13 protein-coding genes are annotated in these 13,908 nt (G+C 63.3%); 2 read left to right on the top strand and 11 right to left on the bottom strand.

Annotation, left to right across the window (positions count from 1 at the left end):
* Window positions 1-165 precede the first annotated feature (165 nt).
* The 5 genes from AC0L3K_RS15050 to AC0L3K_RS15030 form a co-directional block, all read right to left on the bottom strand.
* Window positions 166-1,452: a DUF445 domain-containing protein gene (locus AC0L3K_RS15050; protein WP_473366281.1), complete on the bottom strand. Its 1,287-nt coding sequence runs from the start codon at window positions 1,450-1,452 to the stop codon at window positions 166-168.
* A gap of 170 nt (window positions 1,453-1,622) precedes the next feature.
* Window positions 1,623-2,078, bottom strand: a complete 456-nt coding sequence (locus tag AC0L3K_RS15045; RefSeq protein WP_007593819.1) for a phasin — start codon at window positions 2,076-2,078, stop codon at window positions 1,623-1,625.
* A gap of 203 nt (window positions 2,079-2,281) precedes the next feature.
* The gene (locus AC0L3K_RS15040) at window positions 2,282-2,875 is read right to left on the bottom strand and encodes a GNAT family N-acetyltransferase (RefSeq protein ID WP_354163000.1); all 594 of its coding nucleotides are present in this window, start codon (window positions 2,873-2,875) and stop codon (window positions 2,282-2,284) included.
* Entirely contained in the window at window positions 2,872-3,954 is a 1,083-nt protein-coding gene (locus tag AC0L3K_RS15035) for a PHA/PHB synthase family protein (protein ID WP_473366280.1), read from the bottom strand. Before AC0L3K_RS15035 ends, AC0L3K_RS15040 begins: the two co-directional genes overlap by 4 nt.
* On the bottom strand, window positions 3,951-4,334 hold the full coding sequence (locus AC0L3K_RS15030; protein ID WP_354163004.1) for a hypothetical protein: 384 nt from the start codon (window positions 4,332-4,334) through the stop codon (window positions 3,951-3,953). The genes AC0L3K_RS15035 and AC0L3K_RS15030 overlap by 4 nt, the downstream gene beginning before the upstream one ends.
* Window positions 4,335-4,504: 170 nt before the next feature.
* On the opposite strand from AC0L3K_RS15030, the gene AC0L3K_RS15025 reads away from it, so the two are divergent.
* Both AC0L3K_RS15025 and AC0L3K_RS15020 read left to right on the top strand, forming a co-directional pair.
* Window positions 4,505-5,419 (top strand): alpha/beta fold hydrolase, encoded by a 915-nt coding sequence (locus tag AC0L3K_RS15025; RefSeq protein WP_007593824.1) that lies wholly within the window; start codon window positions 4,505-4,507, stop codon window positions 5,417-5,419.
* Window positions 5,420-5,568: 149 nt separating this feature from the next.
* Window positions 5,569-6,033, top strand: coding sequence for a nuclear transport factor 2 family protein (locus tag AC0L3K_RS15020; RefSeq protein ID WP_473366279.1), 465 nt, complete (start codon window positions 5,569-5,571; stop codon window positions 6,031-6,033).
* Window positions 6,034-6,133: 100 nt separating this feature from the next.
* Here AC0L3K_RS15020 and AC0L3K_RS15015 read toward each other — a convergent pair whose 3' ends face one another.
* The 6 genes from AC0L3K_RS15015 to AC0L3K_RS14990 form a co-directional block, all read right to left on the bottom strand.
* On the bottom strand, window positions 6,134-6,808 hold the full coding sequence (locus AC0L3K_RS15015) for a spermine/spermidine synthase domain-containing protein (protein ID WP_473366278.1): 675 nt from the start codon (window positions 6,806-6,808) through the stop codon (window positions 6,134-6,136).
* A gap of 31 nt (window positions 6,809-6,839) precedes the next feature.
* Window positions 6,840-10,073, bottom strand: a complete 3,234-nt coding sequence (locus AC0L3K_RS15010) for a bifunctional cytochrome P450/NADPH--P450 reductase (RefSeq protein WP_473366277.1) — start codon at window positions 10,071-10,073, stop codon at window positions 6,840-6,842.
* Between the two features lie 129 nt (window positions 10,074-10,202).
* Window positions 10,203-11,198: an alpha/beta fold hydrolase gene (locus AC0L3K_RS15005; RefSeq protein WP_473366276.1), complete on the bottom strand. Its 996-nt coding sequence runs from the start codon at window positions 11,196-11,198 to the stop codon at window positions 10,203-10,205.
* A gap of 11 nt (window positions 11,199-11,209) precedes the next feature.
* Window positions 11,210-12,760 (bottom strand): WS/DGAT/MGAT family O-acyltransferase, encoded by a 1,551-nt coding sequence (locus AC0L3K_RS15000; protein WP_473366275.1) that lies wholly within the window; start codon window positions 12,758-12,760, stop codon window positions 11,210-11,212.
* Between the two features lie 46 nt (window positions 12,761-12,806).
* Entirely contained in the window at window positions 12,807-13,607 is an 801-nt protein-coding gene (locus AC0L3K_RS14995; protein ID WP_219682694.1) for an esterase/lipase family protein, read from the bottom strand.
* Window positions 13,607-13,864, bottom strand: coding sequence for a DUF6489 family protein (locus AC0L3K_RS14990; protein ID WP_007593837.1), 258 nt, complete (start codon window positions 13,862-13,864; stop codon window positions 13,607-13,609). The genes AC0L3K_RS14995 and AC0L3K_RS14990 overlap by 1 nt, the downstream gene beginning before the upstream one ends.
* Window positions 13,865-13,908: the final 44 nt, after the last annotated feature.

Here is a 13,908-nt window from a genome sequence, read left to right as displayed (position 1 = left end):
CGGCTGCGAGGCCGGCAAATGGGTATGAATTCCAACACGCCAGCTTTTCGAACGTTCCGCAGCGCACCATGAATCAGCTAGGCAGCGGGTTCCCGACATTCAAGCGGGTGAAACCCGGGGCCACAATAGGCCTGCGCGTTAATGCTGGCGTCCGTGACGCAAAAGTCACAACAATCGAAGCAGGAATTCTACGGAGTAAAGCCCAAGGCCCGCGAGCCCGCCGATCAGCGAGCCGTTGAAGCGGATGTATTGCAGGTCGCGGCCAATGTTGATTTCGATCAGCGAAATCAGCTGCGCCATGTCCCACGATTTCACCTGGTCGGAGATGAAGGTCGAAACGCCGCTCTTCTGGTCCGCGACGAAACTGCGCAGCACCGCGACCAGACCCTTGTTGATCTCGCCGCGAAGCTCGGCATCGCCGGCGAGCGCTTCGCCCGCCGCGACACACATGCCGGCGAGATGATGCTGCAGCACCTGCGTCTCGCCGCTTGCACTACGCTCGATGAAGGACCGCGTGTTGGCCCAGATGGTGCGGGCGAGATCGGCGAGCTCGGGACGCGCGAGCAGATCGCGCTTCAAACCGTCGATGCGGTCGATATAGGCCTGGTCGGTGCCAAGCCGATCGACGAAGCTCAGCACCATGCGATCGAACTCGCCGCGGAACGGATGTTTGGGATCGCTGCGCACTTCATTGAAGAACGCGGTGGCGGAGGCCACGATCTTGTTCACCAGAAATTTGTCGGCCCGGTAGAGCCTGAGCAGGGTCGGCAATTCCGCGCGCACCTTCTCGCGGATCATCGCCATCGTCTCGGTCTGGTTCAGCGTCTCGTGCATCACGCGCAGGAGATCGTCGAACAGGATTTGGTGGCGTCCCTCGGCAACGAAGCCGCGCAACGTGCCGGCCGCGAGCGGCGCGAGGTCGATCGCCTGGAGCTGCGATGACATGCGGCGAAGGATGAAGGTCATCAGGCCCGAGCTTTCCGTCGCAGAAACCGCCTCCGGCAGCAGGCGCAGCGCAAAGCGCGCGAGGTCATCGCTACGCTTGCGATCGCGCAGCCAGTCGGCGACGAAGGAGCCGAAATCGATCTCGTTCAGCTTGGCCTCAACGGGAGCAGCCTCGAGGAAATGCAGCTGGATGAATTCGCCGAGCTTGTCGGCGATGCGGGCCTGATTGCTCTGGATGATCGCGGTGTGCGGGATCGGCAGGCCCAGCGGCCGCTTGAACAGCGCGACGACGGCATACCAATCGGCGAGCCCGCCGATGGTCGCGGCTTCGGCGAAGGCTGCGATGAATCCGAACACGGGATGCACGGGCAGCAGCCATTTCGCGACGACGAACAGGACAAGCGTCGAGCCCAGCACCAGCGTCGCCAGCGCTTTCACGCGGCGCAATTCGGCCGCGCGTTCTGCGTCGCCGGGGGAATCGAAGGAGAAGGTGGCGGGTGGAGTCATGATTCACCAAGGTTACGTCATTCCGGGACGGTCCGCAGGACCGGACCCGGAATCTCGAGATTCCGGGTTCGCCCTTTGGGCGCCCCCGGAATGACGACCGATGATGACGCGGCGCAAAAAACAAGGCCCGCCGAAGCGGGCCTCAAATTCAGTTTTTCGTCTCAGGCAGATCAGGCGGTCTTGTTGTAGACCTTGGCGAAATTGTCCTGAGCGGACTTCGCACCGTTGGCGGCGAGCTTGCCGAAATAGTCGGTGGTCGCCTTGGCGCGCGAGACGAACGCTTCGCCGCGGGCGCGGAGCAGGCCGGACTGGATCTCGATAGCTTCGCTGAACGACTTGGCGGACGCGAGCTTGTCGATGCCCGCGAAGAACGCGTCGGCGTCCTCGTAGATCGCCTGCTGGATGTTGCGGCTGATCTTGCCGGCTTCGGTGACGGACTCGGTCACCGCGTTTTCGACGGCGGCAGTCACGCGCTCGGAGCCCGCGAACACCTCGGCAGCACGGTCCTTGGCGGTATTGGCGGACTTCTTGACGAACTCGCGGGCGGCCTCGGGAACTTCCAGGTTCTGGATGTTCTTGAACGCGTCCTTGAAGCCTTCGAAAGCGGTGTTGGTTTCGGTGGTCATTGGGGTCTCTCCATCCTCATTGGTTGAGCTATGGGCTCACCCCGTCCGGTTGTGGCCCGGGGCACGGCTTATATGGCATAGTTAATTGTGCGATGCAATATCTATATTGCACTGCGATATCACGAAACTGTGAACGGCCTTAATGAGAGGCAATCTGGCGCCTCCCTGACCATCCGGGTTCCCGGGGACCCGCTCAGAGGTTCTCAGTGCTGGACGGCGCCAGGCAGCCCATAGGCCTCCATCTGGGCCTGGACCTGCGCGATGTTGTGCCCGAGCACGACGATATCGTGGGTCTTGCCGTCGACGTCGCGGACATGATCGCGCAACAGTGCCTCGGCCTTGAAGCCGAGGCTCTCAAACAGCGTGATCGCCGCCTGCTGATCGACCGTCATCTGGACCGAGAGCTTTTCGAGGCCGGCGCCGAGCGCGAGTGCGAAGGTCTCCTGCGACAGCGTTCGGCCCACCCCCTTTCCGCGCACGTCGAGCGAAACCACCATCCGGATCTCGCCGACATGGGGCGACCAGGAGTGCGGGTCGCGCACCAGCGTGCCGCAACCGACGACCGCGCCGCCCCTGACCGCGAGCAGGCTCGTGATCGCGCCCCGCTCAATCTCCTTGACCCAGGCGGAGAGCACCTTCGGCTCACTGATGTTGCGCGGCAGGAACAACAGGTCGTGGGTCGGCAGGCCCTTGCCGAAGGCGAGCACCGCGGCTTCGTCCGCCGGCGACATCAGGCGGATCTCGATATCGCCGGCGTCCGTCTTCACGTGACGCGGATAGGAACGCTGCTCACTCATGTCGATCTCTTCCCCAGCCAGGAATCCAGTTTCGGCCATAGCCGCTTCACCGCATTGGCGCCGGCGACGAGCGAGACGTGACCGCCCTTCAGCATCACCTCCTCCTTGTCCTCGGACCCGATCTTGGCGATCAGGTGCTTTGCTGCCTCATACGGCACGATGTGGTCATGCTCGGCGACCGCATGCAGGAACGGCACCTTGATGTCCTCGAGCTTCGCCGCACGGCCGCCGACCGACATGGTGTCGTTGAACAGCTTGTTGTCCCACATCAGGTCCTTGGTGATGGTGCGGAAATACTCGCCGGCCAGCGGCAGCGTGTCGGTCGCCCAGCGGTCGAACATCCGGTAGGATTTGACGAACTCGTCGTTCCAGATGTTTTCCCAGAGCTGGATCTGGCTGACGGTACGCGAGGCTGGGCGCAGCATCTCGAACGACGACAGGATCATCTCGGGCGGCACGTTGCCGACGCTGTCGACGAGGCGATCGACATCGAAATAGCGACGGTCGGAGAAGTTCGAGAACAGCTTCATCTCGCGAAAGTCGATCGGCGTGGTGAAGCAGATCAAATTCTTCATCGGCCCGTCTCTGTGGATCGAGCCGTAGAGCAGCGACAGCACGCCGCCGAAGCAATAGCCGATGACGGAGACGTCCTGTTCGCCGGAATCCTGTTGCACGCGGCGGATGCAGTCCGGGATGAAGTCGAGGACATAGTCCTCCATGCGGAGGCTCTTCTCCTCCGGCCGTGGCGCGCTCCAGTCGAGCATGTAAACGTCGTAGCCGCGCTTCAACAGGAACTCGATGAAACTCTGGCCGGGCACGAGGTCGAGAATGTAACCGCGATTGGTGGTCGCCATCACGATCAAGATCGGAATTCGATAGATCTCGTCGGACATCGGCCGATAATGGTAGAGGCTCATCGTCCCGCGCGAATGCAGCACGTCCTTCGGCGTCGAGCCGAGCGTGGGACCGGACGTCGAGAAATATTCGACGCCCTTGATGCTGCGCTGGATGGCGCGTTGCACCTCGGACTGGATGCGCTCCGGGATCCCTGCGAAGTCTAATCCGGCGGGTACATTCATGTCTGCTCTCCGCCTTCTGATGGCGGCCGCTTGGTGCGCGGCGGGCGCAATGCAGTATCGGAGCCCTGAGAAATGCCGGAACTTGCCGCCATCTGGCTCAGCATCGACTTGATCTCACCGATCTGTCCTTCGATGGACTGCAGCCGTTCCGCAAGGCCGGTGACCTGGTCCCGGCTCGGCAGATTCATGGAGACCAGATATTTCTCCATGAGATCGCCGAGCTGCTTCTGAGCACCTGCAGCAACGCCGCCGGCTCGGTTCACGGCTTGCGAAAACTCGGGCGACGACATGGCCTGATTGGCGAAGGAGTTGAACCCCTTCTCCATCTCGCCAATCATCTTCTGCCACATGGCAACGGGGTCATTGCTCTTGTCGGTCATCGGCGTCCTCCTGAGATCGAGAGCTTCGATGCCCTTCCTTTTTCGCCATACCACACCGTTGCGCGGTGCCGGTCAACCGGCAAGCAGCGGGTCCGGTGTCGCGGACGCGGCTTCATCGCGAGGAGAAACCGTGCGATACAGCACTGATCAAAAGCCGAGGGAACGCACCCGTGAACGCCTATCAGCCGCCGCAAACCGTCCACGCCAACGGCATCGACATCTGTTACGAGACTTTCGGCAACGACAGTGCCGAGCCGCTGCTGCTGATCATGGGGTTAGGCGCCCAGATGATCCACTGGGACGATGCGTTCTGCGAGCAGCTCGCCGCGCGCGGCTTTCGCGTCATCCGGTTCGATAATCGCGACATCGGCAAGTCGAGCCATCTCGCAGGCGGCAAGCGTCTGACGCCGCTCGAGCTGTTGAAGCTCCGCTTCCTCAGGATTCCCGTTGCGGCCACCTACAAGCTGATCGACATGGCGAAAGACACGGTCGGGCTGATGGACGCACTCGGCATCAAGTCGGCGCATCTGGTCGGGGCGTCCATGGGCGGCATGATTGCGCAAGAAGTGACGTTGTCGTTTCCCGAGCGCGTGCGCTCACTGACATCGATCATGTCGACGACCGGCAATCCGCGCGTGCCGCCCCCGACACGTGAGGCCGCCGCGATGCTGATGGCGCCGCCGCCGCGCAGCAAGGAGGAGTTTATCGCCCGTTACGGCCAAACCTGGAACGTGTTGCGGGCCGGGTCCTTTCCGGAGGAAGAGGCGCTCGATCCCGGTCGTGCCGAGCGCGTGTTCGCGCGGGGGCTCAATCCGGCCGGCGTCGGCCGGCAGCTCCGCGCGGTGCTCGCCTCCGGCAGCCGCAAGGAGCGGCTGCACGGCGTCAAGACGCCGACGCTCGTGATCCACGGCACCGTCGATCCGCTGGTCCGCCCCGAGGGCGGCAGGGACACGGCAGAGTCAATTCCTGGCGCCAAGCTGCTGATGATCGACGGCATGGGCCACGCGCTGCCGATGCGGTTCTGGCCGGAGATCATCGGCGCCATCGCCAAGCACGCACATGGCGCAGCGGCGCAGGCGGCGTAGATTGACCGGCGCCGCGGGTCTCCTCACGGTGACCATGTGAGCTGCCGGTTACTCTCTTAACGCGAGCCGGCACGAAAGCTATACAGGCCTCCTTCAATCGCCGAGAACCTCACTCGCCAACAAAGAGGCTGCGGCCTCTCGGAGTTTACATGCATCTCGTCGTCCGGTCAGCCGCAATCGTCGCCGCTTCAGTCCTCACGCTGTCCCTCGCCGGTGGCGTCGCGATGGCGGGTAGCGCGCAAGAAGAAGCCAATCGCAAAACTGTCCTTGCGTTCTACGAGAAGGGGCTCAACCAAAAGGACGCCGATGCAGCCCTCGCCCATGTCGGCGACCGCTACGTCCAGCACAATCCAAACGCGGCCGATGGCCCGGACGGCTTCCGAAAGTTCATCGGCTTCCTGCGCGAAAAATTCCCGAACTCGCACAGCGAGATCAAGCGCAGCTTCGTGGATGGCGACTATGTCATCCTGCACGTTCACGCGGTTCGCGAGCCCGGCAGCAGGGGCAACGCGATCGTCGACATCTTCAAGCTGGAGAACGGCAAGGTCGTCGAACACTGGGACGTCGTGCAACCGATCCCGGAAAATCCGGCGAACAACAACACGATGTTTTAGCTCGGAGCCGTAGCCCGGATGGAGCGCTGCGCAATCCGGGTTCTTGCGCGGATCGACCGTCCCGGATTTCGCTGCGCTCATCCGGGCTACAAATAGCCGCCTAGCTCTTCTTCGCCATCCAGATCACGTGACGAGCGCCACCGCCTCTTCCGGTGGCGCGGATATTGACTTCGTTGACGTCGAAGCCGGCGCTGCCGAGCCGCTTGGTGAAGGCCGGGTTGGGCCCCGAGGACCAGACCGCGAGCACGCCTCCCGGCCGCAGCGCCGTCTTCGCTGCCTTCAATCCGCTCGCATTGTAGAGCGCATCATTGCCCTTCCGGGTCAGCCCTTCTGGCCCGTTGTCGACGTCGAGGAGGATGGCATCGAATGCCGACCGCTGCGCCCGGATGATTTCGCCAACGTCGGTTTCCCGTATGCTCACCCTGACATCATCGAGACTGTCGCCGAACACCTGCGCCATCGGGCCCCGCGCCCAGGCGACCACCGCCGGCACGAGCTCGGAGACCACAATCTTCGCCTTGCTTCCGAGCACGGTCAGCGCCGCACGCAACGTAAAGCCCATGCCCAGGCCGCCGATGAGGACGACGGGTTTTGCGACCGTCTCGATCTGCTTCGCCGCGAGTGTGGCGAGCGCGGCCTCCGAGCCTGACAGGCGGTTGTTCATCAGCTCGTTGGTGCCGAGCTTGATGGAAAACTCCTTGCCTCGCCGCATCAGGCGAAGCTCTTCATCGGAGCCGGGGATCTTGGCGGTGTCGATCTTTTCCCAGGGAATCATGCGAGAGCTTTAGCACGTCTCGGCCGCCGGCCTATCCACCTGCCCACACGTCCAGCACATACCTGTTCTTGGCGCCCATCTCCTCGATCCAGCGGGCAGCCGTGGCGGCATCGCTGCCGCTCTTCTCGCGATGGATCGCGACCAACGCCGCCTTCACGTCGGGCTCCATCTTGCTGCCGTCGCCACAGACATAGACGATCGCGCCCCGCCCGATCAGCGGCCAGACCTTGTCTTTCTGCGCGGCGAGGACGTGCTGCACATAGGTCTTCGGTCCTTCCGCACGCGAGAACGCGGTGAACAGCTCGGTGATGCCGCTTGCCGCCAGCGCCTTAAGCTCGTCCGCGTAGAGAAAATCCTGCTCGGGATGACGGCAGCCGAAAAACAGCATAGCCGGGCCGAGGGCGGCGCCCTTGGCCTTGCGGGCGGCGCGCTCCTGGAGGAAGCCGCGGAACGGTGCCAATCCCGTGCCCGGGCCGATCATGACAATCGGCACGGACGGATCGTCCGGGAGCCGGAAGCCGGCCTTGGTCTCACGCACGGTTGCATGGATCACGTCGCCCGCGCGTCGATTGGCGAGGTAGTTCGAGCAGATACCCTTGTAGGTGCCGCGGCCGGAGGCGGCCGGTCCTTCAACCACGCCGACCGTGACGCTGCAACGAACTGGATCGACCGACGGCGAGGACGAGATCGAATAATAACGCGGCGCCAGCAGCGAGAGCATTTCCAGATAGACGTGGAACGGCAATTCGCAGGCCGGATATTCGAGCAGCAGATCGAACACCGATTTCCGCCTGGCCAGAATCTCGCCGCGATAGTGCTCGAGTGGCTCAGCCTCATCGCCGACAAAGCCCAGCAGCTTCGGCCTGGTCACCGGGCAGCGGGTGTGTTCGGCCATGATCTTGATCTGGTTCCGCGTCGCCACTTGCTGGAGCTCGACGAACTCGCTGAGCAGACGGCCGACCGACACGGCATCGCCGACCGGCAATTGCGCGCGGCGGCCTTCGGCGACCTGAAGCCTGATCTGGTCGGCCGGCTGGAAGCCGAAGCGACGGGCAACCGAATCCACCAGCGTCGGATCGTTGCGCGGAACCACACTCAGATGATCACCGACGCGGTAATTGATGTTGGAAGGCAGCTGCACCTCGATGTGACGCGTCGAACGCTCCGACGGATTAGAACCGGCCTTGTTCTGAAGCTCGTCATTGACCAGCACCTTCATGGCCACCGCGCCGCCCTGGGCGACGATGGTGTTGACGGCGGTCACCGCGACCGGCTCGATCGCGTAGAGCGGATCGTCCTCCGCGGTACGGGTGAAATTCCAGTCGATGCCGAATTCCTTGGTCGCGACCTGGGCGGCCGCCGGGAACCATTTCTGGAACTGGCCGTCGAGATCGCTGCGCGCATCGCCCTCGCCGCGCGGATAGACCGCGCGCGCACCATGCGCCGACAATTGCTCGTCGATGAAGCGCGGCACCGACTGATAGGTCGCGGCCCAGTCGCTGTTGCCGCAGCCGAACACGGCGTATCGCACATTGGCAAACGCATCCTTCGGCAGCTCGTCGCCGAGCCATTTGACGAATTGCGTCGCATTGTCTGGCGGCGCGCCGTTATAGGAGGCGCAGATGATCAGCACGCCACCTTCCCGCGGCAGCTTGCCCACGTAATCGTCGAGCGGCCCCAGATGCACGGCAAAGCCGTTGATCTCGGCCAGGTCGGCCATCCGCGTCGCCAGCTCCTCGGCGGTCCCAAGATTGGAGCCGTAGAGTACCAGCATCGGCGTGTTGTGGCCGGGCCGCGCGGTGGGCTGGCGCGGTGCCTTCGGTGCCGACGACACCGCCACAGGTCCGCCATAGGCACCGCGCTCGCGATCGGCGCGCGGACGGACCTTGATCTTGAAGCCTTCCGGCTTCATCGTCAGCGTTTCCTTCAGATGCATCTGGTAGCGCTGGTGGTCGATCAGCTTGAAACGCTGGAGGATCATGCCGAGCGCGAGCGCGGCCTCGTGCATGGCGAAGCCGCGGCCGATGCAGGCGCGCTGGCCATTGCCGAACGGCTTCCAGGCATTGATCGGCCGCTTGGCTTCCGCCTCCCGGCTGAAATTCTCCGGATCGAACGCGTCGGGGTTCGGACCCCAGACCGAGGGATCGCGATGCAGAGCGGTCACCAGGATGGTGGTGAACGTGCCTTTCCGGAGCTTGTACTTCCCGCCGCCGATGGTCTCGTCGTTCAGCGGCGAGATGCCATAGGCCGGCGCCGGCGGCCACAGCCGCAGCGCCTCCTTCAATATCTGGGTGATGTAGGTCAGCTGCGTCACCTGCTGATAAGTCGGCTTCGCGTTGGCGTCGGGACCGAAGACGCGATCGACCTCGTCATAGGCTTTCTTGAGAATGTCGGGGTGCTTGAGCAGCGCATACAGCGTGCAGGACAACAGGCCGCTGGTGGTCTCGTGGCCCGCGATCAGGAACGTGTTGATCTGATAGCGGATGTTGACGTCGTCGAGCTGCTCGCCGGTCGAGCGATCGACCCCGGTCATCATCGCCGCAAGCATATCCTTCTTATCGTCGGTCGCCTCGCCTCCCTTGCGGCGCTCCGCAATGATCTCGTCGACCATCTTGTTCATGAAGTCGACGTCTTCGGCCATGGTCTTGCGCCGCTTCTGCATCCAGAGCTGCTCGAACGGCAGGCCGCGCGTCATCATGATGGTTTCGAGCGAGCGCACCAGCGACTCGACGAAGGGATGGTAGTCACGCCGGTAGAATGAATTGAAGCGGTAGTCGAAGCCGCACAGGCCGATCGTATCCAGCGTCAGCGCCGTCATGTCGTGGACGACGTCGATCTCGTCGTCGGCATTGAGCCGTTCCCATTTGCCGACGAGCTGCTCGGCAATGTCGACCATGCTGGGGTGATAGGATTGCATGGCGCGGTTGCCGAAGGGCTGGAGCAGGATGTTGTGCGCCTTGCTCCAGTTCGGCTCCCGGGTGTCAGCCGTGAACAGGCCGTCGCCGCCGACCGCGCGCACGCGGCGCAGCGCACCGCGCACCGTCTTGTCGAAACGCTTCTCGTCGGAGAGCTCGTCGACGAGATCGTGGCCGGAGACGACCACGATCGGCGAGCCCATCATGTCGAGCCAGAAGATCGGACCCAGCTCCTTGGCAAGTCGGGTCAGATGCTGCACCGGCGCGGACGAATCCAGCGACAGCATGTTGCCGACCACCGGCTTGGTCGGCGGCTGCGGGATCGGGTCCAGACGGTTCTTGGATGACATCGAAATGTAGTCCCCCTGCTTCAATGTCGTCATTGCGAGCGAAGCGAAGCAATCCAGAAATATTCCGCGGAGGCAGCCTGGATTGCTTCGTCGCTTCGCCTCTCGCAATGACGCGTTCGCGATGACCAGCTAGCCGAACCGCCTTCTACGCCACTCGATCAGCTTGGCGCTGACTTCCTCCGGCTTCTCCTGCTGCGTCCAATGGCCGCTGTCGCGGACCAGATATTTTTCCAGATCGGGGATCAGCTTGTCCATGCCATCGGCAGAAGACGGCGGCAACACCGCATCATTCTCGGCCATGATCATCAGCGACGGCACGCGCACCGTATGATCGAGCCCTTCGGCGCGCGTCCAGTTGCGGGACATATTGCGGTACCAGTTGATGCCGCCGGTGAAGCCTGTCCTGGTGAAATTGTCGACGAACACCTTTTTCTCTTCCGGCGACAGGATCAGCGTGCGCGGATCGTGCTTCGCATCGTAGCCTGCGATCATCTGCGGGAATGCCAGGTTCAGTCGCGGCGAAGCACCGACACCCGCGACGACTTCCTCCGCCGGAGCATCTGCCGGGCGCGGTACGGGCTTGCGCATGAAGGCATCGAAGGTCTGCTCGACGCGGCTGCCAAAGATCCTGTCAGGCTCACGCGCCGGGTCCTGGAACTGCACGATATACATCTTGTCGCCGAAGCGCGCGCGCAGGAGCTCGATCGGGTCGGCCCAGGCGCGGTTGGTATGAGGCGTATTGATGCCGACCACGCCGGCGACCCGGTCAATGTGCCGGAGCGGCATCTGCCAGACGATGAAGCCGCCCCAGTCATGGCCGACGAAGATCGCCTTGTCGATCTCCAGATGATCGAGCAGTCCGACCAGATCGCCGGTCAGATGCTCGATGTCGTAGTCCTCCACCGGCTCTGGGCGGTCGGTCGCGCCGTAGCCGCGCTGGTCCGGCGCGATCACGCGGATACCGGCCTCGCTCAGCGCCTTGATCTGGTGGCGCCAGGAAAATGCGAGTTCGGGCCAGCCATGGCACAGCACCATCGGCGGTTTGTCTGTGACCGGGCCCGCCTCGTAGTAGCCCATGCGGATTCCGTTCGTCTGCACGAACTTGAGCGGTGGCATTTCAATCATCGGAACATTTCCTATTCAGCGGCGCCCTTGATGTCCGCAGCGGGCAAAGCATAGGCCGCCTCCAGCGCGGCGAATTCTTCCGGCAGCATGTCGCACATCACCTGCACGTGCGGAATGATGTTGGCGCCGACGATGAAGCCGAAATCGAGCTGGTCGCGATAGCTCTGCACGGTGATGTTGAGCGCCTGTCCATGCGTCGAGATCGACACCGGAAAGATGTGCAACAGCTCCGCGCCCGCGGCGTAGAGCGTCTGCCGCGGCCCCGGCACGTTGGACACCGTGATGTTCGCAGCCGGCGGCAGCACATTCGACAAATCGGAGCGGCTGTAGAGCAGCGCCATGATCTGAACGATGATCGGCGCACCCAGCATCGAGATGTTGGAGACCTGCGGCATCAGTGCCCGCAGCGGATGCGACATCTCCTTGGACTTGGTCGATTGCGCGATGATAGCTTCCAGGCGTGCCTTGGGATCGTCGATGTTGGTCGCGATCGAGCAGATCATGCCGAACACCTGGTTGTTGGCCTCGGTGTTGCCCTCCTCGCGCAGCGAGATCGGCACGGCAGCGGTCAAGGACTTCGCCGGCAGCGTTCCGTGTTGCTGCAGGTAGCGCCGGACCACGCCGGAGGCGAGGGCCAGCACGACATCGTTGAGCTTGCCGCCGGCCTGCTTGGCCAGCGCCTTGGATCGCGACAGCGAGATCGAGACGCCGGCGAAGCTGCGCTCGGACGAGATCGATTTGTTGAGCATGGTCGGTGGCGACACCATGCTGGCGAGGCTCTCGCGCGATTTTGGATCGGATATCTTGCTGAGCACGTCCGAGACGCTCTTGACCATGGTCGGGATGTTGCCGGCGAAGCGTACCGCACTCTCGATCTGGTACATCGCATTGTCGAACAGGATCGAACCGATGTCACTCTTGCCGGTGCGCGGCAGTTGCAGGTTCTTCGCGGCCGCAGATGCATCGAGCGGCTGGGTGAAGAGCTGCTGGTAGGAATCGACCAGGTTCGCCGCGATGTCGCGCGGCTCTTGCCCGGGCTTCGCTCCCGCGGTCGGCGGATCGACCTTCCGCGGGATCGGCGAGATATCGTAGATCATGTTGGTCAGCGCCGCACCGGCGCCGCCGTCGATGGCAGCATGATGCATCTTCGAATAAAGTCCGACCTCGTTGTCCTTCATGCCCTCGAACACGTAGAACTCCCAGAGCGGGCGGGCGCGGTTCAAGAGCTTGGCGTGCATCCAGCCCACGATGCGCTCAAGCGTGGCGCGGTCGCGCGGCTGCGGCAGGCTGGCGCGAAAGATGTGACGATCGATGTCGAACTGTTCGTCCTCGACCCAGGAGGGATGATCGATGTCGAGCGGCGCCTTCTCCAGGCGCGCCTTGAGGATCGGCGCGACGTGCAGGCGCGAGACGATCATCGCCTTGAAATCTTCGAAGAAGTCGCCCTTGTAGTCGTCCGGCAGGCGAAAGATCGCCATGCTCCCGACATGCATCGGCATTTCCGGCGTTTCCAGATAGAGAAACGACGCGTCCAGCGACGACAGTTTCTTACCGTCAGCCATGGTTCCCTCCCGAGTATTTGACGGGCGCCTTAGGCGGCGCTTCTCGTCAGGCCGATACTGCCTGTTCCGGCGGGGCATATGCAATGGCAAACGGCCCTGCCCTGTCAAATGGCCAGAACTCTCCCTCCGGTTGCGCAAGGCGGTCTGCCACGGCCCACAGCGCCGCGGGGTTCACCCCAAGCCCGATATGGCTCGCCAGATGCACCTCGATGTTCTCGGCGCGGTCGGAGGGACGCAGCAGGCAGGTCCGCCAGTTCACGATGCCGTCGGCGCGCGAATAGATCGACGTCGCCGGCACCGGAAGATCGCCCGCGATCGCCTCCCGCAGCTCGGCGAAATCCTCGACACGCTCGCCGGACATCATCTCGTAGAGCCGCGTCGCATTGGTCGCTCGTATGTCATTGGCAAAAGGGCTGCCGAGCGTGATGACATTGCGGACCATGTCGGGCGCCTGCAGCGCGAGATCGCGCGCATGGACGCCGCCCAGACTCCATCCGACCAGGCTGACCTTGCGTCCGCTCGCAGCATGGATTTCGGCGAGACGGGCGCGCAACGAATCCCGCATCCGTCCGAACCCGCCGAAATTACGGCCCATCTGCCAGGCACGTGCCTCATAGCCGAGTTCGCTGAGATAGCGCCGCATCGGCGCCATCGAGAGGTCGCTGGCGAGGAAGCCCGGCAGCGCCAGCACCGGATGGCCATCGCCTTTGGGCGCCCGCATCAGGACCGGCGACAGCAGCAGGCTGGCGTTGAGTTCGAGCAACCCACGGGCTTCGGCGAGCAGCAAAGCAAGGCTGGGCGGACGAAGCCGGCCCGGGGTCTGCGGCCCGTCTGGACCGGGCGGCATTATTTCTTCTTGTCGCCGCTGCGCGTGCCGCCGAGGCCGGCCATGGTGACGAACATGTCCTGAAACCGCTCGGCGAGCTTTGGATCGAAGGTGAACCAGCTCTGGATCAGCGACTCCGGCGAGACCTTGTCGATGTTGCTCAGAACCTGCTGCTGCAGCTTGTCCATCACCGCCGTCTGCATCGGTGCCAGATCCGGCAATCCGATGAACTGTCGGGCCTCGAGGGGGGTGCAGTCGATTTCGATGTTAACTTTCATGTCCCCTCCAGATGAGATTCGAGCGGCCGTCCGTAGTATCGCCG

The sequence above is a fragment of the Bradyrhizobium sp. MI1.10 genome (assembly GCF_055811035.1).
Note: the sequence above shows the minus strand (reverse complement) of the source record. Positions and strands in the feature narration are given on the sequence as shown.

Bases quoted from the DNA above. Each gene is read 5' to 3' on its own strand.
- AC0L3K_RS15050 (WP_473366281.1), bottom strand. From the start codon at position 1,452: ATGACTCCACCCGCCACCTTCTCCTTCGATTCCCCCGGCGACGCAGAA.
- AC0L3K_RS15045 (WP_007593819.1), bottom strand. From the start codon at position 2,078: ATGACCACCGAAACCAACACCGCTTTCGAAGGCTTCAAGGACGCGTTC.
- AC0L3K_RS15040 (WP_354163000.1), bottom strand. From the start codon at position 2,875: ATGAGTGAGCAGCGTTCCTATCCGCGTCACGTGAAGACGGACGCCGGC.
- AC0L3K_RS15035 (WP_473366280.1), bottom strand. From the start codon at position 3,954: ATGAATGTACCCGCCGGATTAGACTTCGCAGGGATCCCGGAGCGCATC.
- AC0L3K_RS15030 (WP_354163004.1), bottom strand. From the start codon at position 4,334: ATGACCGACAAGAGCAATGACCCCGTTGCCATGTGGCAGAAGATGATT.
- AC0L3K_RS15020 (WP_473366279.1), top strand. From the start codon at position 5,569: ATGCATCTCGTCGTCCGGTCAGCCGCAATCGTCGCCGCTTCAGTCCTC.
- AC0L3K_RS15015 (WP_473366278.1), bottom strand. From the start codon at position 6,808: ATGATTCCCTGGGAAAAGATCGACACCGCCAAGATCCCCGGCTCCGAT.
- AC0L3K_RS15010 (WP_473366277.1), bottom strand. From the start codon at position 10,073: ATGTCATCCAAGAACCGTCTGGACCCGATCCCGCAGCCGCCGACCAAG.
- AC0L3K_RS15005 (WP_473366276.1), bottom strand. From the start codon at position 11,198: ATGATTGAAATGCCACCGCTCAAGTTCGTGCAGACGAACGGAATCCGC.
- AC0L3K_RS15000 (WP_473366275.1), bottom strand. From the start codon at position 12,760: ATGGCTGACGGTAAGAAACTGTCGTCGCTGGACGCGTCGTTTCTCTAT.
- AC0L3K_RS14995 (WP_219682694.1), bottom strand. From the start codon at position 13,607: ATGCCGCCCGGTCCAGACGGGCCGCAGACCCCGGGCCGGCTTCGTCCG.
- AC0L3K_RS14990 (WP_007593837.1), bottom strand. From the start codon at position 13,864: ATGAAAGTTAACATCGAAATCGACTGCACCCCCCTCGAGGCCCGACAG.